Raw genomic sequence first — 26,156 nt, forward strand, 5'->3', positions numbered from 1 at the left:
CTTAACCTCCTACATGCCAAGCCAAGGAGGTTCCCTTATGACTTGTTAAAAAGCCCTGGCTATCGCCTTCATAACATACATGACGATTAATACAAATTACTTGATCAGCGACTTCACAGGCATCTATAATATCATGCGTGACCATTAAAATAGTCATCCCTTCATCACAAAGTTTACGTAATAAAGACATAATATGTTCACTGACCTGATAATCAATGCCACTGGTAGGTTCATCAAGCAATAAATACTTAGGACCTCTAGCCAAAGCTTGGGCAATCATTACTCGCTGTTGTTGGCCACCACTCAAGTCACCAATACGGCGATGGGTAAATTCCGCCATTCCCACCTGCGCTAATGCTTTATGGGCTAAGGCTTGCCGCTCTTTGCGCTTAATTCCTTGAATGCGTAAGCCTAACTCTACAATTTCGCCACAAGTAGCAGGAAATTGGGCTGCATTTTTATTATAAATCTGTGGCACTAAATGAAGTATCCCCAACCGCTGTGCTTCACCAACAGTATGCCCATCAATGCGGATAGAACCACTGGCAGGTTGTAGTAAACCTGCTACCAAACGCAAAAATGTAGTTTTTCCAGCCCCATTAGGCCCTACAACAATTGTAAATTGACCTTCTGGCACAGCTACCGAAATATCCGTCAACGTATTCTCTTGTTCATAGTTAAATTGTACATTTTGTAAAACAATTTCACCCATGTAATACTCCTTGCGCCATATAGGCTAAAAGAGGAGGCTCCAGCCTCCTCTTTAAAATTCACCTTAAATTACACGCTTCGCTCCAATATAGCGTTCGCCCCAATAGCCACCATTAATATTAGCTACGGTTACCCCGCGACTAGAAGTCGCACTGATAAATTTGCCCTCACCAATATAAATTCCGGAATGAGATACCCCTTGTTCATAGGTTTGGAAAAACACTAAATCACCAGGCTGTAAATTATGTTTACCAATTTTCTGCCCTACTGTATATTGCTCATCCGCACTACGAGGTAAAGTGATACCCGATTTAGCAAATACATAGCGAACATAGCCAGAACAATCAAATCCTTTTGGCGTAGTGCCACCAAAAAGATATGGCACGCCACTATAGCTCTCAGCTTCTTTCAAAATAGTTCGCACAGACTTAGACACATTAGCGGTCTTAGTAAAAATAAAGTCTGACTCTATGGGATCTAACAAACCAGAGCTAGTATTGGTCTTGCTCTGCTTATTTTTGTTAGCCTCTTTTTTAGCTTCTTTATCTTTTTTCTTATCAGCTTTTGAGTTTTCTTTTTTACTTACTTTACTTGTCTCTGATTTTGAATTATCTTCTGATTTTACTGCACTTGTGCTTTTACGGCCAGCAGCCATTTCAGCAGCAATTTTTTCATCTGACATGCGCCCTAAACGAGCAACAGTCTTTTCGTTTAACGCTTTACCCATTAACTTTTTATAAGTAGTTGCGTCTAACACACCATTAACAGGTAACCCATTATCTTGTTGATATAAACGAACCGCCCACTTGGTGTTCGCATCATATTCGCCATTAAGACGAGCATTATAACCAGCTGCAATCAATTTCTTCTGAATCGCTGGAATATCGCCACCTTTAGCTCCATACGTATAGCTAGCTGCATTCACATTCCAATGAGCACTTACAACTAATACCATAGCTGCGGCTAAGGCAACTTTTCTTTGTATTGATTTCATAATTTCATCCTCAAACTAATCTCTGAGTACAGACCTTATTTCATCAGTTCTGACTAAGCAAAGTCAAACTGTTTACTCTTTATTATATCATAAAATTTAGTTTGCTGGCTATATCCTACTCAAATACAGTATATTACGGTGCTGCCTATGACCGCCTATGCCCTTGCATGTCGGACGACTCCTCGCTTATAAGGGCTTTATCCCTATTTTCACAATTAAAACTATCACGCACCCAATATAAAGGACGATGCTTTACTTCTTCAAAAACACGCCCCACGTATTCACCAATAATGCCGATACCAATTAATTGCACCCCGCCGAGGAAAAAAATAGCCACGCCTAAAGTAGCCCAACCACTGACAGCAGAGTCTGTGAAAAAATGAACAAACAAAATATGTAAAATCATAATCAAGCTTAATAAGCCTGAAAGTAAGCCTACATAAAAAGCAGCTCGTAATGGCACTTTAGAAAAAGCCGCAATACCATCTAAAGCAAAGTGCAACATTTTACGAACACTAAATTTAGATTTACCGGCAAAACGAGGTGGTGCTACAAAATGAATTTCTGCTTGATTATAGCCAATATCACCAACAATACCACGTAAAAATCGGCCATGTTCTCTGAATCGCAATAAAGTATTTAAGGCTTTGCGATTCATCAAACGGAAATCTGAGCCCCCCTCAACAATAGGCACATTAGCCATTTTATTCATTAATTTATAATAGTATTTTGAAGTAAATGCCTTTGCCCAGCTCGCATCTTCTGTCGAATCACGAATCGTACGGACTACATCATGACCTTCTTCCCACAAACGAACTAATTCAGGAATTAGCTCTGGTGGATGTTGCATATCCCCATCCATGGTGATGACCGCATCCCCTTTTGAATAGTCAAGGCCACAAGTTAACGCTAATTGGTGTCCAAAATTACGCGCCAATAATAGCACTTTTACTGCTTCATCCTCCTCAGCAATGTGTTTAAGCATTGTCGCCGAATCATCAGCAGAGCCATCATCAACAAAAATAATTTCCTGTTCATACGGTAATGTATTTAATACGGCTTTGACTGAACTATAAAATTTTTTAATATTTGCCTCTTCATTATATACGGGCACGACTACTGACAATAACATACACTGCCTCCGTTTCCATGATTGCGACTTCATTTTACTAAATTTTTAAAACTTTGGCAAATAAACAAACCTTAAAATAAACAAAGAAAAACAGTTGAGTTTAGTTCAACCAAACTCAACTGCTATTAACTAATACTCTACTAATACGCTTCAATCGATTTAGTAAAATCAAATTCTACTATTAATCCTTATAAAGCATTAAAAACTAATGTCATACACAACATGGCCAATTACATTCTTTGCGGGTACAGGACCAATAAAACGACTATCACTAGAGTGATTTCGATTATCCCCCATTACAAAAACATAGCCATCAGGAATTACTACCGGTGCAGTTTGTGTGTAATTCATAGTTACTTCTTTCGTATAAGGCTCCTCTAATTCTTGCCCATTGCGCCATACATGACCATTTTTAAACTCTAAAGTATCACCTGGCAAACCAATAACACGTTTTACCCACGCATCATGTCGTTCTGCGGATTTACTAAATACTGACAAATAATTAGATACCACATCGGTTACATCATCTTGCCAAGTACGTTCTCGATTAACTCGGCTGTCAATAATAACAACATCACCATAATTAGGCATATTACCACGTACATGATCCCATTTTGAAACTACTAAAAAATCACCATTGTGAAATGTATTTTCCATGGATTCACCAGATACACGTGTAATTTGACCTACAAATAAATGAACTACAATGGCGATGGCTAACGCAATAATAATGGCATATAACCATTCTCCTACTTCATGTATAATTTGTTTGCCAATTGTCTTTTCTTCTGCCATACAACTTTCTAGCAATCTGCATAAGGCTCCTAAGAACTATGCAAACACTAAGCTAGACTCCTTTCTTCAAAGAACCATTACAAAGATGCTTAGTGAATTGTCTTTTTACCAAACTGACCACCAAATACATCATGCACATCAGTGATGGTAATAAATGCATTTTCATCTTGTTCATAGACAATATCTTTCATCTTGGTAATTTCAAGACGCGTCACTACTGAGTATAGCACTTTTTTAGGCTCTTTTGAATAGCCCCCTTCACCAAATAATACGGTAACCCCACGGCCTAAGCGATGCATAAGAACTTCACGAATTTCATCAGGGCTATCTGTAATAATCATAATGCCCTTAGATTCTTCAAGACCTGTAATCGTCATATCCATCATTTTATACGCTACAAAATAAGCAATCAAGGAATACATGGCACTATTCCAGCTATATACGAAGCCTGCTGCGCCTAAAATAAACAAATTACAAATCATTACAATCTCGCCAACCGAGAAAGAACTTTTCTTATCTAAAATGATAGCTACAATCTCAACCCCATCTAGGGAGCCACCATTACGAATAATAAGCCCTACCCCGATACCTAAGATAACACCACCAAAAATAGAGGCTAAGAAGGGATCGATATCGGGAGGTGTCACATTATGCATAAACAAAGACATAATAGAAATACATACAACCCCAAATAGTGTAGCTATGGTAAAACTACGACCTATTAATTTATAACCTACATATAAAAACGGTAGATTAATCAATACTAAGTAAATACTAAAAGAGATGCCCGTTAATTCAGCTGCCATCAAGGCTAAGCCGACTACCCCGCCGTCAATAATGCTCTTTGGTACTAATAATACATCGAGACCAAAGGTATATATAGCGGCACCGATTACAATCCATATATAACGTATTAAAATATCCTTCCAAGTTAGTTTTTGTGCTTTTTTATAAGCAGCCATTGCCTATCCCCTTTCTCCATTTTCAAAATTCCATTATTTCATTGCTATAAACTATAAGCTCTTAGGCTTATTAAGAATATATTGTTCACCAATAATCCAAGCTGTGAAATCATCAACTGGTACTGGTGGATATAACATGCCCTTGGGTATCAAACGTTTCAACCCCTTTGGCGGATGAACTTCAAAGTAGCGTTTTCTAGCCAATTCAGTAGTATGTGCTTCATCGACCAAATTAGTAATTATATCTAAGTCAGCCCCCAGCACTTCAAGTATATTAAACACATGCTTATGATTAGTGCCATTACCACATACGAACTCTTTAATTTGCCCTTTATACTGTACACTAAGATCAAATAAATGGGTCTTTAATTGATCAGTTGGATAAATCGCTTTTTCAATCAACTCAGCATGCCCGCAAGTCATTATAGCAACGCCACTTTTTTCTCGGCCAGGATCTACTGCCAATAGTAAGGCTTCACTTGTGACAAGTCCCACCAGATTACTATTCATCTCAGTACGCCTCCTCTACACCTAGAAATGTCCGCAAAAAATGCTGTCGGTAGCTAAGCTATCGGCAGCATTATATCTGTTCCGGCAAAGTAAGCATCGAAAGCACTTCACTCATTAAGTAAAGCTCGTATATGCCAAATTTTTATATGAGCGAACAAATTCGATATACTTATTATACCATAAAGTCAATAAGGCTTAGTTACAAATTTTAATATTTTTTATGCCTTTTATGCATATTTACTATCTTACTCTTGACTAATGTGCAATTCAATTTGAACTGGTCCTGTCGTATAAGTATCCTCACGAACTACCGCTTCAATACGAACTGAGCCAGACATACGGTTCAATTCACGAATCGTATCGAATAGTTCATCACCTGGCATAGACCCCACATCACCACTAAGTGGATCTGGTAAAATCCCCTGTGATTTTGCTTGACTATTTACATCCTTTAAGAAAGATAATACAGCAAATTGCGCATCGCCGCCACCTTGTACGATAGTTGACAGTATGACATCGCCTTTATTATACACTTTACGATATGGATATGCATGAATCTCTGCTAAAGCGGCTTCACCATAAATAATATTAGCCGCTGCTGTTATGCGGATTGTCATCGGTTCAGAAGCATTTGCCACTTGCTTAGCTACCTCTTCTAAATTAGAACGACTAACATAAATAACAGCTCTATTCTCATCAATCCCTAACCGTCGCAAAATTAAACCATTCGTATCGTTTAAAACATTAGTAATCGCTTTGCCACTTTCTTCTTCATTAAGGCCTGGACGAATTAAAGCACCACTCAATACTTCGCCTACACGAAATAATACAGTGCCTTCGCGCACATGAGTAATCCCTTCTTCAAGACGTTTAGTTGTTATTTTTAAATCTTCAATATGAGATTCTAATTCTTGTTTTGTTGTTTCCAATGCTTTTACATCATTAGCTGACTGTGCCAATCGAGCATCAGCTTGACGATAGGCTTCCTGCACAGAAATTAATTCTTCACTCATAGCATTGCGAGCTACCCGCGCTTCTTCTAGTTCTTCCTGCGTTGCTTGTACATCTTTGCGCATCGTATTTAGGGCAATCGTCTTTTCACTTAACTCTTTTTTACCTGCCTCTAATTCTTTGTTCTTGGCTGCCACATCACTATTTAACTGATCCATCTCTGCTTGCAATTGCTCCATCCCAAATAAAGCAGTTCGCACATTCTCCGAAGCAGCTGTCAAGATACCAAGGGTAATAGCTGAAATGAAAACGCCTGTAATAATCGTCATAATAATTGACGTATGCTTTGGTCGCAATCCCCAAATAGACATTTTCTTTTTCCCAATTTTTGAGCCAATTTTATCGCCGATGAAAGCAATGGCCCCGCCCATGATAGCGATAATTAAAATTATGTTCAAACCGACTAACATACAAGGCGCACTCCTTTCTTCATCCTATCAAATCTTTTAATTTCTTTATATAAGGTACTGAATACACTGTGTTCAGTTTCTATTGTACTCTATTTTCAAAAAAAGAAAAAGTGAATTACTATGAAAAAAGTTTCATTTATTATGCAAAAACGACCTTGACAGTTTTCATCAAGGTCGAAATAGTTTATATTATGTTATTTAGATACTTTCCAGTTTAGCCATAAACCAGCAATGATACCCAAAGTATCAGGAATCATGGCCGCCACTACTGGTGGTAAGGCGCCACCTTTGCCCAAAGCACCGGTAAAGGTCATTACCCCATAATATACAAAGATAATTAAAACACTGAGACCAAAACCAATCGATGAACTAGATCGCTGTTTTTGTAGCCCTAAAGGGGCCCCAACTAAAGCAAATACAAAGCTAGCAATAGGGATTGTAAAACGTTGATACATTTCCATTTCCCATTTAGTAGATTTTACATGGCTCGCTTTGAGCGCTTTAATTTGAGCGCGCAATTCTTTAATCGTCATTTCTTCAGGACCTCGTTGTTCCTGTGAAATCTGATCAGGATCTTTAGCAATTGGCAAAATTTGATCTTTAAAACGCAAAGTCCGTTCAATTCCATTACCATCAGCTGCTAAATCATAAATGACCCCATTATGCATAACCCAATAAGTACCATTCCAAGTCGCTGTTTCAGCATGTTCAATTTGTGTTACATTACCATTAGTAAAAAGCTGCGCTGTTACACCAGTAATTAACTTCGTTTTGGAGTCATATTTCTTCGCATACATGAGAGTGCTAATTTCATCACCTTCCATGGTTTTAAGAACAATATGCTCTTGTGCTGGCGGTTCTGCTTGTTTTTTAATTTCATTGCGAATAATATTCTGATACGCATGGTTTGCTGCTGGCACTACATATTCATTAAAAGCAATGGCTCCTATAGAAATGAAAAATGCCGCAATATAAACTGGCATAGCCAAGCGTAAGAAACTAAGCCCACCAGCTCGCATAACGATAATCTCACTAGTGCCACTTAAACGGCCAAAAGCTAATAGTGAGGCCAACAATACAGCCATAGGAAATGTAAGCACTACTATACTTGGCAAAGCTAAAATAAAGGCACGGCTTACCGCCCATAAAGAGGCTCCATATTCCGTAATATATTGAGCAATACGGAATAAGGTACCCGTTCCTACAAAAATACTGGTAAATGCAAAAATACCAAATAGAAAGGGGCCAACAAAGCTTTTCAATATATATTTATCTAATATACGCATTCTCGTATCACCTGACCCCTATAAATTAAAACTATCCCCTAAGTAATGCTTACGAGCCACTGGGCTATTTGCAATTTCATCGGCAGACCCTTCTAATAAGATTTTGCCATTACTCAAAATATATGCTCGATCTACAATACCTAGCGTTTCACGCACATTATGGTCCGTAATCAATACGCCAATCCCACGTTCCTTCAAATGACGAATAATCGATTGAATGTCCGCTACCGCAATAGGGTCAACCCCAGCAAATGGTTCATCTAATAAGATAAAACGTGGTGCCAAGGCAATACAGCGAGCAATTTCTACACGACGACGTTCCCCGCCAGATAATTGCATACCTTGACGATGACGCACATGTTCAATATGGAACTCTTGCAACAAAGACTCCACCGTAGCTTCAATCTCTTGTTTGCTTTTTTCCGTTGTTTCTAACATGGCGCGAATATTATCTTCTACTGATAAAGAGCGAAACACTGAGGCTTCCTGTGGTAAATAACCAATCCCTTGATCAGCCCGTTTATACATAGGCATATGCGAAATATCTTTGTTGCCTATAGTAATACTTCCTTTATTTGGTTTTTCAATCCCTACAATCATGTAGAACGTCGTGGTCTTACCTGCCCCATTAGGGCCTAATAAACCAACTACTTCGCCTTCATCTACACGGACACTAACACCATCAACTACGTTACGGCCTTTATAGGTTTTTACTAAATCCTTCGTTTCAATAAACATTAAGGCAACTCCTTACTGTTGTGGCGTAATGACTAAGGTACTACGGCCACCTACAGTTTGTACTGAATTATCTTTCATTTCCAATTTTAACTCTGGTGCATTAAGCACATTGCCATTTTGTACGGCATGTGCATTGCCCGTAAGATAGGCCACCCCATCTTCTTGACCCGGTGTTTGAGTATATACCGCATTATCAGCGCTAGCATCTAAATTATGTTTAGCACTGTGCAACGTAACATTACCTTGGGCGGTAGCACGGATTTGACCTAACCAACCTTCAATATAGTCCCCTGTTAAAACAGCATCATCCATAACTAATTTACCATTGCCACGGGAAGTACCATATTCGGTTTTCGTATTATACGTAACTACTTCACCAAAGACTTGTTTGTTATCTTTTTGTAAACGCACATTCCCTTTAGCCTCTAATTGTTCATTATTAGTGCTATGTAATTCCTGCGCTGACATAGACGTATTAGTGCCAATCATACTAATACCACCAGTTAAACGAGCTTCCTGTGTCTTCGTATTATACCAACCTGCTTTGCCGGTCATAGTTTTATCTTCATTAATAATAACTACATTCCCTTTAGCTTGTGCTAAGCCACTATTACCATCGTATTGTAACACATCAGCGGTAATTGTCATATTGGACGTAGCAGCCCATACTGGTACAGCTATTCCGGCTACTAACGCTGTAATAGCCATTACTTTTGACAATTTCATTTTATGAGTCCTCCCATCACTTTCTAATCAATTTAGCATTACCTTTAGCAGTCACTTGATTAAGTACTGTATCAGCTTCTAATTTATCACCAGTTACAGTCGCTTCTCCATTATTAAAGGTAAATGGCGTATCTGAAGTTAACTTTTTAGTCTTATTATCAAAAGCAATTGCTTCTGTTGTCAATTCAACGTCTGCACCATTAGTGCCTTTTACGCCACCAGCTAATTGAAACTTGCTATGGTCACCAGTCATATAACCACGTGGTGCTGTAACCACTAATGTCTTATCACCATCATAAAAGGTACCCTTCATATTGGTTAAATATACTTCCTTGGTTTTTGGATTTACCTTGATTTGTTCCGCTGTCACAGACCAAGCTAATTTACCTGCTTGTTCTTCCGTAATGGTAGACCCTTCAAAGGTAACTAAATTACCTTTTGGCTGTGTAGGATCCGCCTCGGTTTCACCTCTACTAATTAAGAAAATCCAAGTAAAAATACCGATGAGCAACGCCACAATGGCTATACCTAAGATTGTTTTCTTATTCTTTAGCATGTACTGCGTCCCTCACCTTCAATTTTTCCTCAATGTCTACAATTTCATGCAATTTAGTATTCCAACGATGTTGGAACCAAAGCCATTCTGTAGGATGCTGTCTAATAAAATCTTCCGTCACACGCACAGTAGCTTCTGTTAGACGATATAAGTCTTCAGCTTCATTGCCCGTATCTTCATAGTACAAAGGTGGGAAAATTTCTACTACATGACCAATACCACTCGCCTTACGATGCGTAAATACAGGCACAACCGGTGCCTTAAACTTCTGTGCAAAAGTAGCTGGCCCCGTAACAGCCGATGACTCTTGGCCTAAAAACTCCACTGGTAGCCCTTGAATATACCCATCTTGGTCAGCTAAGAAACCTAGTAACTTTTTCTGCTTCATAGCTTTTACGGCACGAATCATTTCAGAGCCACCACGAGCAAATACTTCTAAGCCTACCATTTCTCGATATTCATTAAGTAAACGAGTTACTTGTGCATTTGGTTGTTTTTTTACAATAGTAGTGGATGGATAGCCACAGGCAGCAAGGGCTGCCCCCATCCATTCCCAATTGCCCACATGAGCTGTCAAAATAACAACCCCATGCTGTTCGGCTAACGCTTTATCTAAATATTCCAAACCATGCATTTCAACATGCTCAGCAATAAACTCTTTCGTTAAATTAGGCATGTATAAGATTTCAAGCGCAGAACGGCCTAAATTCTTAAACAATTCGTCTAAGACTTTAGCAGCCTCTTCTTCTGACACATTGAGACCTTTCATAACATTGTAAATTCCCCGCTTTTTCTGCTTTTTAGCAGCTAGCGAATATAAAGGCCCTAACGTCTCCCCTATACGAAGTATCGTGCGATACGACAGCTTACAAGTTAAAGCGCTTATGCCTTTTAATAACTTATATTGCCACTCATTTGACATACCGTACGTACCTCCTTTCGCTACTGACCTTGACTATATATTTCATTACGATAATCATCAACTAATTGATCCCAACGACCTGCTTTTTTAAAAATATACTCGATAGCTTCACGAACAGCCCCATGGCCGCCGCCTTTATTAGCAATAAACTTTGCCACTGACTTTACTTCTGCCACACCATTGGCCGGCGCCATAGGCAAACCCACTACAGACAAAGCGCCTAAGTCATTGAGGTCATCCCCCATATAGGCCATTTCTTCTGTACTAATCGCTAATTCATGAGCTAATTCTTTAATGGCTTCTGTCTTATTATGACAGCCCATGCGGACAAAATCAAATTTTAATTCCTTAGTGCGACGGTCTACCATTTCAGAATGGCGGCCAGTAATAACAGCTAACTTTAACCCACCTCGACGAGCTAGGGCTAACCCTAAACCATCTTGAGAATTAAAACATTTAAGCTCATCACCATTGGCCGTATAAATAATGCCACCTTCGGTCATAACACCATCTACATCTAGGATTAAACATTTTATGTTCATTATACAATACCTCGACGCAATAAGTCAGTAATATGGACAATCCCTAAACAATATTTCTTTTCGTCCACTACTGGCAACACCGTAATTGGACGAGGTTGATTCTTTTCCATTAAATGTAAGGCTTCAGCCGCTAATTTATCTTTAGTAATCGTTCTTGGCATAGCCGTCATCATATCTTCTACAGGCCATTCTAAAAAGTTACTGCCCGCATCTAAACCACGACGAATATCACCATCAGTAACTAATCCCAATAAGCGACCATCCTCATCAACAACATTCGTAGCGCCTAAACCTTTTTCAGTCATAACAAATAGAGCATCACGAACAGTAGCGCCCTTGTATACTACTGGATTATCTTCACCACTATGCATAATGTTTTCTACTGTAAGTAATAATTTACGCCCCAAAGACCCACCGGGATGGAAAATAGCAAAGTTTTCAGGAGTAAATTTATGTCGTTCTAATAAACAAACAGCTAAGGCATCACCAAGTGCTAAGGCTACTGTTGTACTCGTAGTTGGCGCCAAGCCTAATGGACAAGCTTCACGCTCCACTTCTACTAATAAAACAACATCTGAATTTTTAGCCAAGGTAGAATTGTGTTTACCTACCACGCTGATAAGGCGCGCCCCAATGCGCCGCAAGGACGGCAATAAACTAATGACTTCACTGGTTTCACCACTATTAGAAAAAGCCAACACAATATCTTCCGATGTGACCATACCTAAATCACCATGCACACCTTCACCGGGATGCAAAAATAAAGCTGGAGTACCTGTTGACGCGAGCGTTGCCGCTACTTTACGAGCAATATGACCTGATTTTCCCATACCCGTGCATACAACACGACCTTTGGCATTTAAAATCATAGTAACGGCTTCTGTAAAATTACTGTCTAAGGTAGTAATTAGTTTTTCAATAGCCTGCGCTTCTTCATGAAGCACCTGTGCTGCTTGTTCTAAAACATTCATGGATGATCCATCCCCTCTATTCGTCAATTAACCTTTTACAATCTTATCAATAGCAACCAAATCACGCAACATAGCTTCTAAATCATCTAAACGAACCATGTTAGGCCCATCTGATAAGGCTTCTTCTGGATTATCATGAACTTCCATGAATAAACCATCCACGCCAGCAGCCACAGCAGCACGAGCCAAATTAGGCACAAATTCACGTTGTCCTGAGGAACTTGTACCAGCGCCACCTGGTAATTGTACACTATGAGTCGCATCAAATACGACAGGATAATCAAAGCTACGCATAATAGGGAAGGAACGCATATCAACGACTAAGTTATTATATCCAAAAGTAGCGCCCCGTTCTGTAAGCATTAGATTTTGATTGCCTGCTTCTTCTACTTTCTTAACTACATTACTCATATCTTTAGGTGCTAAAAATTGACCTTTTTTTACATTAATGCATTTACCAGTCTTAGCTGCCCCATAGACTAAATCAGTTTGGCGGCATAAGAATGCAGGAATCTGTAAAATATCCAATACTTCAGCAGCTGGTTCAATCTGCTCTACGGAATGAATATCACTAACAATAGGTACTTGTAATTCCTTTTTAATATGGCTCAAAATGCTAAGCCCTTCTTTAAGTCCTGGACCACGAAAAGAGCCAAAGCTAGAGCGATTAGCTTTATCAAAAGAAGCTTTAAAAATATATGGAATACCAACGCGTTCACAAATTTCTTTTGCTCGACGACCAATAGCTAATGTACGCTCAGAATCTTCAATTACACAAGGCCCAGCTAGTAAGAATAAACCGTTACCGCCACCTAATGTTAAATTACCTACTTTTACTTCTTTCATGGGTATCTCCTTTATTAATTATCATGTATGGTTCAAATAATTATCTGATTTCCTGACTTTTAAAAATCTCATTAACAGCCGCTAAATCTTCAGGTGTATCTACGCCGACAAAGCGCGCTTCTGTTTTAATAACACGTATAGCTACCCCATTTTCTAATGCTCGTAACTGCTCTAATGATTCCGTTAATTCTGCTGGTGTTGGTGCTAATTGAGCAAATTCTAATAAGAAATCACGCGTATACGCATAAATACCAATATGTTTCAACGGTGGACTGACAAAAGCATTACGTGGATATGGAATTAGGGAACGTGAGAAATACATAGCTTCCCCTTTTAAATTACATATCACTTTAACAGCTGATGGTTCATCATATTCCGCTTCTTGTAAAGGCGCCCCTACTGTGGCCATTTGCAACTGGCCATTTTCAGCAAACAAGGCACTTAACTCATCAATCAAAGAGGCTTCGATTAAAGGTTCATCACCTTGTACATTAATAATCACATCAATATCAGGTCGCAATTGTGCTACTTCGGCTAAACGATCAGTCCCGGTCAAATGATCGGCTTTAGTCATAACAACAGTACCACCAAACTCCGTTACTACCTCAGCAACCCGCTGGTCATCTGTCGCTACAATAACTGCATCAGGTACAGTTGCTTTAGAAACCTGTTCATATACACGCTGAATCATAGGTTTACCAGCAATATCAGCTAACGGTTTGCCAGGTAAACGAGTTGATGCATACCGCGCAGGGATGACGCAAGCGATTTTCATAGTGTAACCTTCTTTCCAACCTTACTAATATATGATTTAAATTCTTCTTCCCCTTCGACAAAAGTAATGCCAATAGGAATTACATATACAGGAATTTTTAAATCATGTACAGCTTGTAATTGACTTAATTTCACGGCGTCCTTTTCCGTTGTCACAATGGCATTAGCCCCTTTAGCAAAAGCTTCACTCCACATGCGCACAATATCGTCTGTCGTATACTCATGATGATCGCCAAAATCTAAACTATGACACACCGCATAGCCTAAAGAGGTAACAGTATGGCGGAATGAATCAGGTTGACCAATCCCACTAACAGTCAAGAAGTTAAGTGGTTCAGTGCCAAAAGACGTCACTTGAGGTGCTTCATTTCGTGTCCAAGAAGCTAAGCTTTGAATGCCCAAAGGCTGATGAACCGTTGTCATAATAGGTGCTTGTGGAGCCCATTTTAATAACTGCTGTTTAATACCAAATAATATATCCTTAGGAACTTGATCTGTCTTAGTTAAGACAATCACATCCGCCCGACGCAAACCACTCAATGGCTCTCGTAATAGCCCGCGTGGCAATACATGACCATACCCAAATGGATTGGCTGCATCAATCAGAACAATGTCTAAATCACGGCTAAGCTGACGATGTTGAAAGCCATCATCAAGTACTAGTATATCACTACCTAAAGTGGCAGTCGCTAACTGTGCTGACTTAGCCCGTTTACGACCGATAACTACGCTCGTATGACCTAAGCCTTTACCAAGAAGCCAAGCTTCATCACCACTAACAGCAGGCGTTACTTCTAAGCGACCACGACGTGACACTATGATAGTGTCTTCATTATCTTTAGCCCGATAACCACGGCTTAAAATTGCCGGTGCATAATTCGCTGTTTCCAAATATTGGCAAATATAGCGAACCATCGGTGTCTTGCCAGTACCACCAGCCGTTATATTTCCAACGCTAATCACTGGTACTGTAGCACGAACTACACCTTCTTGCTTATCAAACTTCTTGTTTCGCTGTTTTACACCTTGCTCATAAGCAGCACTTAATACGCCTAAACCAACGCGTGCTATACCAGCAAGCGGTCCTTTCGCTTTACCACTGACTATCTGTTTAAACAATCGTTCTCCATTCATGAGCTTTACCTCCTTTACCATAGATAGCATTCATACCTTAACTGTCATCTATGGAATAATCTGGTGTGATTCAAAGAGTTTACGCAACTCTTCTGTATTACGCTGTGTAGCGCCACGATTTTCATGGATAATATCTAAACAATTCTGCCCCATTGTATCCCGTAACTCTTTATCACGACATAAGAGCAACATAGTATCTACTAACTCTCTAGTATCTTTTACCATTAAGCACGCATGACGCGAACTTAATAGTGCATAAATTTCTTTAAAATTAAACATGTGAGGACCTACTAATATGGGTTTACCATGGGCTGCTGGTTCCAATATATTATGACCACCAGTTTTAACTAGCGAACCGCCTACGAAGATAATATCACCTAAACTATACAGACGGCCTAATTCACCGATAGTATCTAACACTACTACTGGAGTTTTTACATGCACAGGGCCTGTCATGGTACTGCGGCAAATAGCTCGTAAGCCATTTTTCTCAGCCAACGCTTTCACATCATTACCTCGCATAATTTCACGCGGGGCTATTAACAAACGAGCTTCTGGATAGGCTTTTAAAATTTCATTGAAAGCCGTCAATACCGCTTCTTCTTCGCCACGATGGGTACTACCAGCTACGATAATTGGATGATTACGCCCAAAGCCAAACTCATCTTGCAATTCTCGCTTTTCCGCTTCCGTAACTTGTGCATACGTTTGGTCATACTTAGTATTCCCTGTAATGGTAATTCGATCCTTATCAGCCCCTAAGACCTGAATATATTCAGCATCTAACTTAGACTGCATGCAGAAATACTGAATGGAAGCTAACATCTCTTTTGTAAAAGAGCGAATCATCATATACCGTTTCATACTACGATCACTAATACGACCATTTACCATCATTACTGGAATTTTTTCTTTCTCCGCAATACGCAAGAAATTCGGCCAAATTTCCGTTTCTACCAACAAAATAGTAATAGGCTTAATCATATCTAAAATGCGCTGAGTTAGAAATGGTAAATCTAAGGGAAAGAAAATAATCCCTTCCGCTTCTGGAATAATACGATGTGCCATAGCATGTCCAGTTGCTGTAACTACAGATACTACCACTACCGCTTCAGGAAATTTTTTCTTAATATCCTTTACAATCGGACTCGTGGCTACAATTTCACCAACGGAGGCAGCATGGACCCAAATCGCACGACGACCTTCAATTTTGCGCATCAAAGAATCTGGCATAAAACCTGCACTTTGCCGAATACGCTCATAGAACCCTTCTTCAAAGGCCAAGCGGTATAGGATGACTGGGATTAGCCCAATCCAATATATAATTAATAATATGTTGTATACCCAATACATCCTTATTGTCCTTTACTTGCAAATTGCACCGAATACAAATGTTTATATAGCCCGTCTTGCGCTAATAATTCCTCATGCGTCCCCACTTCTTCAATTTGACCTTGTCGTAAGACTACAATTTGGCCGGCATTTTTAATAGTGCTCAAACGATGAGCAATAACGAAAGCAGTTCGTCCTTTCATAAGACGTTCTAATGCTTCTTGTACTAATTTTTCACTTTCCGTATCTAACGCTGACGTCGCTTCATCTAAAATGAGAATTTTCGGATCTTTTAGAATCGCCCTTGCAATTGCAATACGCTGACGTTGACCACCCGATAAAGAGCTTCCTCTTTCACCAACAAAAGTATCAAACCCATCTGGCAATTTTTCAATGAACTCCAAAGCATTCGCAGCTTTAGCTGCTTCATATACTTCTGCTTCAGTACCATCTAAACGACCATACAGAATATTGTCACGAATCGTTGCATTGAAGAGCATAGTTTCTTGTGGCACTAAACCAACTTGCTCACGTAAGGATGCAAAGGTAACATCACGCACATCTATACCATCAATCCGAATCGCGCCTGAAGAAACATCATAAAAACGAGGCAATAAATTAGCAATTGTCGTTTTACCCGCCCCAGAAGGGCCTACAATAGCGACAATACGGCCAGCTGGTACATCTAAATTCATATTTTGTAAGGCTAATTTCTCACCATCATAGGAAAATGATACCTGGTCGAATTCTACATGCCCTGCTACTTCAGGTAATACAGTTGCATTTGGCTTTTCTTTTACTTCAGGCTCTGTATCTAATATATCAAATACACGATCCCCAGCCGCCATAGCTTTTTGGATATTACCATATACTTGACTCAATCGTTTCACAGGATTAGATAAATTGATAGCATAAATTAAGAAGGCAATCAAAGAGCCTGCTGAAATAGCACCGGTTACAACAGAATAGCCACCATACCAAAGAATGACAGTCACAGCAATGGCGGCTGAAAATTCTACCAAAGGACTAAGCAAACTGGATAATTTAGTAGCACGCATAGCGGCTAAAAAGTTCCGTTGATTTTCCTTTTCAAAACGAGCCACTTCGTGATTTTCACGGGCAAAGGAACGTACTACGCGAATTCCTGAAATAACTTCTTGTAATAAAGACGTAATATCAGCAATACGGCCTTGTACATCATGCCCTGCAGAACGAAGTTTCTTCCCAAAAATATTAATTAAACCGAGTACTACCGGCACAATAATCAAGGTTACTAAAGTCAATTTCCAGTCAATTAAAATCATGGATACTAAAGATCCGATTAATGTAACTCCTTCAGTAATAAAAGATACTAGATTATCTACAATCGCAGTCTGTAAAGCGCCTACGTCATTTGTTAAATTACTCATCACTACGCCTGTTTTACGGCGATCAAAATACGCCTGATCCAAACGCTGTAAGTGCTTAAATAGAGCTTCACGAATATCTATAATGACCCGTTGTCCTATATATGACATAGTATAGGTTTGCCCATAAGTAACAAAGCCACGAATTAAAAAGACCGCTAAAATCGCAATAACTACTAAATTTAGCATTTCTAAATCTTTGGCCTGCAATACTTCATCTACTACATTTTTTATTAACCAAGGTACGACTAAATAGGCGGCAGCAGCTATTATCATGCAAATCAAGCCAAATATTAAACGGCCTATATAGGGTCTTACATAGACTAATAATCGTTTATAACTTCCCATTCATATCCTCCGTAGCCACGTTAGCCTGTGCTACCGTAGCAATCAATTTAGCCACGCGCTGTACCGCCCCATCCCCACCTAGAGCTTCACGAACTGAACGCAAATCAGCAATCATCGTATCACGTCTAGTTGTATCCTCTAATAAAGATTCTAATTCCTTAGCAATATTAGCTGGGGTTACCGCCCCTTGTAACAATTCAGGAATGACTTCACGGCCTGCTACAATATTAGGTAAACCTACATGAGACAAATTAACTAATAATTTCCCCAAACCATATGTTATTGGAGATAAGCGATACAATAAGATTGTAGGCAACTCCATGAGTGCCGTTTCTAACGTGGCCGTGCCTGAAGCCGCTAAACAAACATCACAGCATTGCATCAAATCATAGGTATGATCTTCGGTAATCGTAACAGGCACTTTATATTTTTTAGTAATGCTTTCTAATTCTTCTTTGTCAATCGTATGAGCCCGTGGTAAATAAAATGCCAAATTTGGATGTTTAGCCATTACTAGTTCAGCACTAGCTAACATACGGTCTAATAAGCCCAAAACTTCTTGTTTACGACTTCCAGGCATAAGAAGTACACGCTTTGTTTGAGCGGGCATATTAAAATACGCAACCCCTTCTTCATAGGACATAGTGGGTTTAACTATATCAATTAAAGGATGTCCTACAAACTCAACATCTACTCCAAACTCTTGATAAGCCTTAGCTTCAAAAGGAAAAATAGAAGCTACTTTAGTCACTGTCTTGGCAATATCTTTACCGCGGCTACGATGCCAAGCCCAAATAGTTGGTGCAATATAATAAATAACAGGAATGCCTAAATCATGAGCCACCTTAGCTAATTTCATATTAAAGCCAGGATAGTCAACACAGACTAAAACATCTGGCTTTTCACGCAGCATAGTCTCTTTTAAAAAGGTACGCAATTTGAAAAAAGACGGCAAATGCTTAATAATCTCCACAATTCCTATGTAGCCTAATTGTTTAATATCATATACAATCTGAACGCCAGCTTCAGCCATGCGCGAACCGCCCATGCCAAACATGGTAACCTCAGGATATACGTTTTTTAACGCTTTCGCTACGCTAGCAGCATGAGTATCACCTGATGCTTCGCCAGCAGAAAACATGACTTTCATCCGAACCTCCAGACTATTCTTCTTCCGGCCCTTCTACGGCACAAATAATTAACCCCTTTTCATTGGCTAATTGCAGTACGTCCGCCTGCTCTACAAAAATAGTGCGCTCCGCTTCCATGGCCAACACTTTACAATTTCCTTCCAACATGGAGTGAATCGTTTGTAAACCCACCGCAGGCACATCAAAACGCACATCCTGACGTGGCTTAGCGGTCTTAACAACGACTGCATCACCGCGCCCTAAGGCGCCACCTCGCTTAATACAAGCATCCGTACCTTCAATCGCTTCAATAGCCATAACGGCTAAATCCTTAACAACTACAGTTTGTCCTATATCAAGGCCACCCATTTGCTTGGCCACATCAAAGCCAAATAAAATATCAGCCATCTGCTCTTTAGACGGTTTTGACTTTGTTAGTACGCCTGCTTTAGGCATTAATGGTTTCATATAAATCGTTTGATCCACTACATTAATACCTTCTTTTGCCAACTCTTCAACAATCGTAAGCATAATGGTATCATCTTTGCGATTACGCAATTTGGTAAGCAAACGAATCGTTCGTAAATCGGGCATAACTAAACCCTTAAATAAAATTTCCTTGGTCACCTTACCAAGCATAGTTACTTCAGTAATGCCTTCTTTGTGAAGGGTTTTAAATATTTTATCGATTTTAGCTACATTAATTTCATAGAATGCGTTAGCTTCCTCTGCTAAAGCAGGCTCCGTATCAGGAATCACTGCAATAACAACGACTTCATAGCCTTCTGATTGTGCAGCTCGTAAAAATTCCAACGGCAATTTGCCTACGCCAGCTAATAATCCGACTTTTGCCATTATTTCCTCCTAGTGTTTTATGCGCTACTTAAAGACACACTACACTATATTATATCAAATTTCGCCCTTTTTTTGAATAAAAAGAGCCTTCCCTTTCAAGGTCAAACTACTCCTTTGACCCGTTAAGGCAAGACTCTTACATTTTAATCACGGCGAGTTCGCATAATACCGCGGTCTGCATTGCGCAAGAAACGCAATAAATTTTCAATTTCGACGGAGGAATTCAATTGTAATTCCATTTCTTCAATAGCTCGCGATAAGCTATAACCAGACCGATAAATAATACGAAACGCTTGTTTTAAATCATGACGCACATCTTCTGAAATACCAGCGCGGGATAACCCTACTGAATTCAAACCAATAACACGTGCTGGTTGCCCATCAGCAATTACATATGGCGGAATATCTTGAACTACTTTAGCCATACCACCTACCATTGCATTACGACCAATTTTTACAAATTGATGCACACCAGCAATACCACCAATAACAACACGATCTTCTACTACTACGTGACCAGCTAGACCAGCGCAATTACTCATGATTACATTATTACCAACAATACAATTATGAGCAATGTGTGTACATGCTTGGAATAGGCAATTATTGCCAACTCTTGTTTCTTCACCTTCGCCAGTGGCACGACTAATGGTAACACACTCACGAATTACTGTTTCATCACCAATATTACAAAAACTTTTTTCCCCTTTGAACTTTAAATCCTGTGGTTCTAAACCTACAGCTGCACCAGGGTAAATTTCACAACGCTGTCCTATGGTAGTCCATCCACCAACTACTACATTCGCACCAATTTGAGTACCGTCACCAATGGTTACGTTTTCCCCAATTACGGCACCAGGACCAATAACAACACCTTTGCCAATTTTGGCATCTGGATGTACAACAGCTGTGCTATGTATATTGGAGGTAGCATTTTCCATGCCTACTACTATCATCTATGTCACTCCTTGCTCTGTTGAGATTGCGACTTTTGTTTCACATACTTTCCTTATTAATTACATAATCGTAGTAAAACAAAAATATTGAACTGCTATTTTACAGAACTTTTCACTCTAAAACAGAGAATTTTATCTAATAACATGGAGAAAATATACGCTTAACACACTTTCTCTTAATATTTCAACATTTTTCACTTATACAAGCGCAAACATGTATTCTCCAGTAACAGCTAATTTATCACCTACGTAAGCTTTACCTTCTACTTTACCCATTTTACCCTTGATTTTTACAACTTCTACTTCCATGCGTACTTGATCGCCTGGTTTTACAGGATGACGGAAACGAACTTTATCAATCCCTGTAAACATTGGTGTAAGTCCACGATTTTCTTCTGGATATAAGAGAGCAATGCCCCCTACTTGCGCCATTGCTTCAGTAAGTAAAACGCCTGGCATTACAGGATTTCCAGGAAAATGGCCTTGGAAGAATAATTCATTCATAGTAGCATTTTTAATGCCTACGGCACGTTTCATTGGTTCCAATTCAATAATGCGATCCACTAATAAAAATGGATAACGATGTGGTAAAATCTCCATAATTTCTTCAATATTAAGAATCATGTTAATCCTCCTTCATTTCTTGCAAAATTTGACGGGCTAAACGAGAATTTAATTCATGACTCGATTTTAACCCAATAATATGCCCTTTAATAGGGCCGAGGAGAAACAAGTCCCCTAAAATATCAAGTATTTTATGACGAACTAATTCATCATCATAACGCGGTACGGACAAACAAGAGGTATCATCATAGACTAACACATTATCCGTGTTACCACCTTTAGCTAGCCCCATAGCCTGTAACTGCTCGAGCTCATTCATAAAGCCAATTGTGCGAGCTGGTGAAATTTCCTTTTCAAAAACAGCTTCGGAATCTAAATGAATATCCACCTGCTGTGTTCCTAACAAAGGATGATTATTAATAGACGTAAAGGTTACGCGCAATCCATCATAAGGAACAATCAAAATATAGCGGTCGCCATCATAAATGGCATGAGATTGTTTCACCGCATACATAGCTCGTTTAGTATCTAATTCTTTAATGCCTGCTTTTTTCATCAAATCAACGAATACAGCGGCACTCCCATCACCAACAGGTGGTTCTGGTGAATTTAATTCTACATAGCAGTTATCAATACCTAAACCATAAAAGGCAGCTAATAAATGTTCTACAGTAAATACTTTAGCTTCGCCAGCTTCCAATGTAGTCGCACGATTAGTGTTAGTCACATTTTCAGGGCTTGCTTTTACTGAAGGATGTCCTGGTAAATCAGTACGTACAAAGATGATGCCTGTATTAGCCTCTGCGGGACGCAACGTCATGGTCACCGGCAAGCCACTATGGAGTCCTGTTCCTTCATAGGTAATCTCCTTAACAAGCGTCTTTTGCTTTAATACCATACGCCTCCTCCTTTCCTCTATTGACGATTCAACTCTTGCAATACACATACATCACTTCTGATGTCTATAGTCTTAAATGACACTGTTATTCATTATATACTATTCTCTAAAAACAAGGCAAGCTATTGCCTAGTCTTTCATTGGATCTGGTGGCACTTCAATCTTGCCGCCATAATAGCGACGAGTCCACTTCCAACGATTATGAATCCAGAACCAATCTTCTGGATAACGACGAATATAATCTTCAATCCATTCATTGAGTTGAGTCAATGTAACAGCGGTGTCACGTCTTTTATCCTCTGTATGCTCTGCATAAAATGGTTTATAGGCAGTCACAATATATTTTCCTTTATACTCATCATAACGAATTGTGACAGGAATAATAGGTACATCTCGCATACGTCCCATAACAGCTGGTCCTACAGGTGTTAATGTTTCATAGCCAAAAAATGGTACTAATTGACCTTTATCACCCGGGTCTTGGTCCATGATTAAACCAATCATAGCCCCGCCATGAAGTTCTTTAACCATTTCACGAACACCCGTTTTATAGGTAACATGTTGATGCATAATAGCTCTATATTCATTAATAAACTTATCTGCATCACCATTTTGCTTCATAGCCACAGAAATAAGCGGATACCCTTCAGACGCTAAGATGCCGCCTAGTAATTCCCAGTTACTACTGTGAATCGCCATTAAAACAGCTCCTTTGCCACCTTCCTGAGCATCATCAAGATATTCTCGGTCAACCCACTCAAACATCTCTTTATATTTACCATCTTTAATTTCTGGATAGCGCAATACATCGATAATCATACGACCAAAGCGAGTCGTGCTTTTCTTCGCAATGCGCCTAGCTTCGGCTGGATCATCTGTTATATTGCAAAACAAAATCTGTCCAATGGCCAATTTACGGCGCTTCGGTGGCAAACAAAGCCAACACAATTCCCCCAGCAGATGCCCAATGGCATACTGTAAGCTATGAGGTAACGCACAGATTACGGCGCTAAACAGTTTCATAAATCTATACATAGACGCTCCCTACTTTGCTGCTAATTGCTCTTTTAAAGCAGCTAACTCTTTTTCTAATTGTTTAATTGTCTTAGCCATTTCAGGTAAACGATTCTCATAGGCCGATAACTTAAGCCATTCCTTATGAGGCCGTTGTGGGAAACCTGCATAGGTACCATTCGATGGCACATTGCCAATAATCCCAGTCTTGCCTGCAAAGGTAACATTATCACCAATCGTAATATGACCAGTACAACCAGTTTGCCCTGCAAAAATTACATGATTACCGCATTTAGTACTACCTGCAATACCAACCTGAGCAATGAGGAAACAGTCTTCCCCAATTTCAACATTGTGGCCTAAATGTACAAGATTATCAATCTTCGTACCACGACGAACTAAGGTAGAACTCATGGTAGCATTATCTACACAGGAACAAGAACCAATTTCTACATCATCTTCCAAAATTACATTGCCCACTTGAGGAATGTGAGTATGTACACCATTTTCAGTAGCAAAACCAAAACCTTCGCCACCGATAACAGCTTTAGCCCGTAAAACAACACGTTTCCCTAAAATACAATTTTCATGGACAATAGCACCACTATAAATAACTGTATCTTCACCGATTTTTGCATTATGGCCAATATACACATACGGATGTAATACTACATTGTCACCAATAACCGCATTATCATAAATAACACAATATGGGCCTACTGTAACATTCTTACCAAAGGTTACATTATTACCAATAATAGCTGTCTCATGAATGCCTGTAGGAAATACAACTGGCGGATGGAATTTCTGTAAGATTTGTGCAAAAGCGACTTTCGCATTGGGCACTACAATTTGAGGAATACTCACATCTGCTAGGGGTGCCTCTACTATGACAGCACCTGCTTTACTTTGTCCAACAAATTCACAATATTCGCCCACGGCAAAGGAAATTGCCTGTGGCGCTGCTTGGTCAAGACTCCTAGTTTCAGCAATCTCAACTGTTCCATCACCTATTACTTTACCCTGTACACTGTTAGCTAGTTCCTCAACTGTATACGTCACTGTGAAAGTCTCCTCTCAATCCATTAATAAATGGTTAACTTATTTATTCTCTGCCTGCTGTTCGCCATTAGCAGCTGCTTGGTCTTTATTTTCAACCTTGCCCATTTTAGTCAATACTTCTTCTGTCAAATCAACGCCACCACTAACGAGTGCATTTTTTTCAACAACAGCAGTAATACTTTTTTCTTTAGCAATGGCTTGTACATTAGTATCAACAGCATTGCGGAACTCATTAATCATAGCTTGTTGATATACTTGCATTTCCTGTTCTGCTTTTTGTTTGCTCTGCATCATAGCATTAGCATCTTGCCCTGCACTTTGTTCCTGCGCTAAGCGTATATTAATTTCATTGAATTTAGCTTCTAATTTAGAACGCGTATCTTGGCCTTTTTGGCTTTCTGTCATAATTTTTTGCATATCTACATAGCCCACTTGTTCAGTCGTGCCACAACCAGCTACTAAACCAACGGATACCATCATAGTCAATCCAGCCAATACACGTTTTACATTTTTATTCATTCCTGAAAACTCCTTTATTGTGCTGCGCTATACGATGCAATAATAGCATCAGTTACATCTACAGCATTTACATTTGAAACTTCATTAATTACGATTAAATCTAAATTTCGTTCTTTTGCTACCACCATAGCTCGCATGCGTACATCTTCTAATATGGCATCATGCAATGCATCCACTTCACTTTGTTTAGCCTTCAAACGACCATCCCAAGCGGAGTTCCAATCTACAGGATTTGGCAAATTATTGGTAGCTAAAATAGAATCTGCTTTCGCTTTCATCATCTCATCGCGACGAGTTAATAATTCTTTTTGTAAATTAGCAGCATACTCATCTAGCTCTTTTTGTCCCGCTGCACGCAAAGACGACAACTCGCCATCAACTTTTTGCTCTAATACTTGTATATCATTGCTTTCAATAGACTGACTACGCTGTGCTAAAAGAGCTTTTAATTCTTCCTCTTTAGCCGCTCGTTCAGCCTCAAGTCTTGCCTTTTGTTCGTCTGTAAAAGCTAAAGGCTGCGTATTACTACTTAATTCTAATTGCAAATTAACAATTCGTAAATCAGCTTCTGTCATGTCAGTTTTTAATTCACTGCGATATTTAGCAATGAGTGCAATACGTTGCTTTTGATACGCAATATTTAATTCTTGTTCTTTCGCTTTTACTTTACTCATCAATTCTGTATTTAACAGGTCGGTAATTTCTTTATCAGAACCTAAAGATTGTAATGCTAAGGACTGTTCTTGAGATTTCAACGTTAAGGTTTGTTGCTCACTTTTATACTTAGCTTGCAAATCTTCTAATTCTTTTTTAGCTTTTGTATAGTCTTCATAAGCAGGATTAAATGAAATTACTTTCTCCATTTTTACAAGTCCCACTTTAGGCAAAGTAGCGACTCCTGTAGATTTTGATGAATCTAAGCGACTGTGAATAAAAAGCCCCAGTAATAAGGCGACAATCACAACGACAGCTACCAAAATCCAACGATAGGTTAGCTTCATTGTAACGCCTCCTTTCTACCTATCAGACTTTGCTCATCCTTAATCCATATA

At 39.3% G+C, this 26,156-nt stretch carries 28 protein-coding genes; all 28 read right to left on the minus strand.

The genetic code is table 11. The annotated features are described in order from the left end of the window. Nucleotide 1 precedes the first annotated feature (1 nt). Nucleotides 2–712 (minus strand): metal ABC transporter ATP-binding protein, encoded by a 711-nt coding sequence (locus NFR44_RS07925; protein ID WP_251443390.1) that lies wholly within the window; start codon nt 710–712, stop codon nt 2–4. Between the two features lie 63 nt (nt 713–775). Continuing rightward, the gene (locus NFR44_RS07930) at nt 776–1,705 is read right to left on the minus strand and encodes a C40 family peptidase (protein ID WP_251443393.1); all 930 of its coding nucleotides are present in this window, start codon (nt 1,703–1,705) and stop codon (nt 776–778) included. 145 nt (nt 1,706–1,850) lie between these two features. Next, a complete protein-coding gene (locus NFR44_RS07935) occupies nt 1,851–2,837 on the minus strand; it encodes a glycosyltransferase family 2 protein (RefSeq protein WP_251443987.1) in 987 nt (328 codons plus the stop codon). Between the two features lie 198 nt (nt 2,838–3,035). Beyond that, entirely contained in the window at nt 3,036–3,632 is a 597-nt protein-coding gene (gene lepB, locus NFR44_RS07940; protein WP_251443396.1) for a signal peptidase I, read from the minus strand. Nucleotides 3,633–3,721: 89 nt separating this feature from the next. After that, the gene (locus NFR44_RS07945; RefSeq protein ID WP_251443399.1) at nt 3,722–4,594 is read right to left on the minus strand and encodes a YitT family protein; all 873 of its coding nucleotides are present in this window, start codon (nt 4,592–4,594) and stop codon (nt 3,722–3,724) included. Between the two features lie 51 nt (nt 4,595–4,645). Continuing rightward, nucleotides 4,646–5,104, minus strand: a complete 459-nt coding sequence (locus NFR44_RS07950) for a hypothetical protein (protein ID WP_251443403.1) — start codon at nt 5,102–5,104, stop codon at nt 4,646–4,648. A 245-nt stretch (nt 5,105–5,349) separates the two neighbouring features. Beyond that, nucleotides 5,350–6,525, minus strand: coding sequence for a DUF3084 family protein (locus NFR44_RS07955; RefSeq protein WP_251443405.1), 1,176 nt, complete (start codon nt 6,523–6,525; stop codon nt 5,350–5,352). A 194-nt stretch (nt 6,526–6,719) separates the two neighbouring features. Continuing rightward, nucleotides 6,720–7,811 carry an LptF/LptG family permease gene (locus NFR44_RS07960; RefSeq protein WP_251443408.1) on the minus strand — a complete coding sequence of 364 codons (1,092 nt, stop codon included), beginning with the start codon at nt 7,809–7,811 and terminating at the stop codon, nt 6,720–6,722. An 18-nt stretch (nt 7,812–7,829) separates the two neighbouring features. Continuing rightward, nucleotides 7,830–8,549 (minus strand): LPS export ABC transporter ATP-binding protein, encoded by a 720-nt coding sequence (gene lptB / locus NFR44_RS07965; RefSeq protein ID WP_251443411.1) that lies wholly within the window; start codon nt 8,547–8,549, stop codon nt 7,830–7,832. A 12-nt stretch (nt 8,550–8,561) separates the two neighbouring features. Then, nucleotides 8,562–9,275, minus strand: a complete 714-nt coding sequence (locus NFR44_RS07970) for an LptA/OstA family protein (protein ID WP_251443414.1) — start codon at nt 9,273–9,275, stop codon at nt 8,562–8,564. Between the two features lie 16 nt (nt 9,276–9,291). Further along, nucleotides 9,292–9,831, minus strand: a complete 540-nt coding sequence (gene lptC / locus NFR44_RS07975; RefSeq protein WP_251443417.1) for an LPS export ABC transporter periplasmic protein LptC — start codon at nt 9,829–9,831, stop codon at nt 9,292–9,294. After that, nucleotides 9,818–10,753, minus strand: a complete 936-nt coding sequence (locus tag NFR44_RS07980; protein WP_251443420.1) for a lysophospholipid acyltransferase family protein — start codon at nt 10,751–10,753, stop codon at nt 9,818–9,820. The genes lptC and NFR44_RS07980 overlap by 14 nt, the downstream gene beginning before the upstream one ends. A gap of 20 nt (nt 10,754–10,773) precedes the next feature. Beyond that, a complete protein-coding gene (locus tag NFR44_RS07985) occupies nt 10,774–11,295 on the minus strand; it encodes a KdsC family phosphatase (RefSeq protein WP_251443423.1) in 522 nt (173 codons plus the stop codon). Continuing rightward, entirely contained in the window at nt 11,295–12,266 is a 972-nt protein-coding gene (locus NFR44_RS07990; RefSeq protein WP_251443426.1) for a KpsF/GutQ family sugar-phosphate isomerase, read from the minus strand. Before NFR44_RS07990 ends, NFR44_RS07985 begins: the two co-directional genes overlap by 1 nt. A 27-nt stretch (nt 12,267–12,293) precedes the next feature. After that, on the minus strand, nt 12,294–13,112 hold the full coding sequence (kdsA, locus tag NFR44_RS07995) for a 3-deoxy-8-phosphooctulonate synthase (protein WP_251443429.1): 819 nt from the start codon (nt 13,110–13,112) through the stop codon (nt 12,294–12,296). Between the two features lie 40 nt (nt 13,113–13,152). Next, on the minus strand, nt 13,153–13,887 hold the full coding sequence (gene kdsB / locus NFR44_RS08000; RefSeq protein ID WP_251443432.1) for a 3-deoxy-manno-octulosonate cytidylyltransferase: 735 nt from the start codon (nt 13,885–13,887) through the stop codon (nt 13,153–13,155). After that, nucleotides 13,884–15,020: a tetraacyldisaccharide 4'-kinase gene (gene lpxK, locus NFR44_RS08005; RefSeq protein WP_251443435.1), complete on the minus strand. Its 1,137-nt coding sequence runs from the start codon at nt 15,018–15,020 to the stop codon at nt 13,884–13,886. Before lpxK ends, kdsB begins: the two co-directional genes overlap by 4 nt. Nucleotides 15,021–15,068: 48 nt before the next feature. After that, a complete protein-coding gene (locus NFR44_RS08010; protein ID WP_251443438.1) occupies nt 15,069–16,373 on the minus strand; it encodes a 3-deoxy-D-manno-octulosonic acid transferase in 1,305 nt (434 codons plus the stop codon). Nucleotides 16,374–16,375: 2 nt separating this feature from the next. Further along, nucleotides 16,376–18,106, minus strand: coding sequence for a lipid A export permease/ATP-binding protein MsbA (msbA, locus tag NFR44_RS08015; RefSeq protein ID WP_251443441.1), 1,731 nt, complete (start codon nt 18,104–18,106; stop codon nt 16,376–16,378). Further along, the gene (gene lpxB / locus NFR44_RS08020) at nt 18,093–19,256 is read right to left on the minus strand and encodes a lipid-A-disaccharide synthase (RefSeq protein WP_251443444.1); all 1,164 of its coding nucleotides are present in this window, start codon (nt 19,254–19,256) and stop codon (nt 18,093–18,095) included. The genes msbA and lpxB overlap by 14 nt, the downstream gene beginning before the upstream one ends. Nucleotides 19,257–19,269: 13 nt before the next feature. Next, nucleotides 19,270–20,091 (minus strand): LpxI family protein, encoded by an 822-nt coding sequence (locus NFR44_RS08025; protein WP_251443447.1) that lies wholly within the window; start codon nt 20,089–20,091, stop codon nt 19,270–19,272. A 143-nt stretch (nt 20,092–20,234) separates the two neighbouring features. Beyond that, nucleotides 20,235–21,047, minus strand: a complete 813-nt coding sequence (lpxA, locus tag NFR44_RS08030) for an acyl-ACP--UDP-N-acetylglucosamine O-acyltransferase (RefSeq protein ID WP_251443450.1) — start codon at nt 21,045–21,047, stop codon at nt 20,235–20,237. Between the two features lie 198 nt (nt 21,048–21,245). After that, on the minus strand, nt 21,246–21,671 hold the full coding sequence (fabZ, locus tag NFR44_RS08035; RefSeq protein WP_251443453.1) for a 3-hydroxyacyl-ACP dehydratase FabZ: 426 nt from the start codon (nt 21,669–21,671) through the stop codon (nt 21,246–21,248). A gap of 1 nt (nt 21,672) precedes the next feature. Beyond that, entirely contained in the window at nt 21,673–22,509 is an 837-nt protein-coding gene (gene lpxC, locus NFR44_RS08040; protein ID WP_251443456.1) for a UDP-3-O-acyl-N-acetylglucosamine deacetylase, read from the minus strand. A 129-nt stretch (nt 22,510–22,638) separates the two neighbouring features. Beyond that, nucleotides 22,639–23,544, minus strand: a complete 906-nt coding sequence (locus NFR44_RS08045) for a lysophospholipid acyltransferase family protein (RefSeq protein WP_251443459.1) — start codon at nt 23,542–23,544, stop codon at nt 22,639–22,641. Between the two features lie 9 nt (nt 23,545–23,553). After that, on the minus strand, nt 23,554–24,585 hold the full coding sequence (gene lpxD / locus NFR44_RS08050; RefSeq protein WP_251443462.1) for a UDP-3-O-(3-hydroxymyristoyl)glucosamine N-acyltransferase: 1,032 nt from the start codon (nt 24,583–24,585) through the stop codon (nt 23,554–23,556). 39 nt (nt 24,586–24,624) lie between these two features. Beyond that, entirely contained in the window at nt 24,625–25,104 is a 480-nt protein-coding gene (locus NFR44_RS08055; protein ID WP_251443465.1) for an OmpH/Skp family outer membrane protein, read from the minus strand. Nucleotides 25,105–25,118: 14 nt separating this feature from the next. Continuing rightward, a complete protein-coding gene (locus tag NFR44_RS08060) occupies nt 25,119–26,105 on the minus strand; it encodes a hypothetical protein (protein WP_251443468.1) in 987 nt (328 codons plus the stop codon). Nucleotides 26,106–26,156 lie beyond the last annotated feature (51 nt).

Origin of the sequence: Veillonella intestinalis, assembly GCF_943193155.1 — a bacterium.
In the GTDB taxonomy this organism is placed as follows: domain Bacteria; phylum Bacillota; class Negativicutes; order Veillonellales; family Veillonellaceae; genus Veillonella_A; species Veillonella_A intestinalis.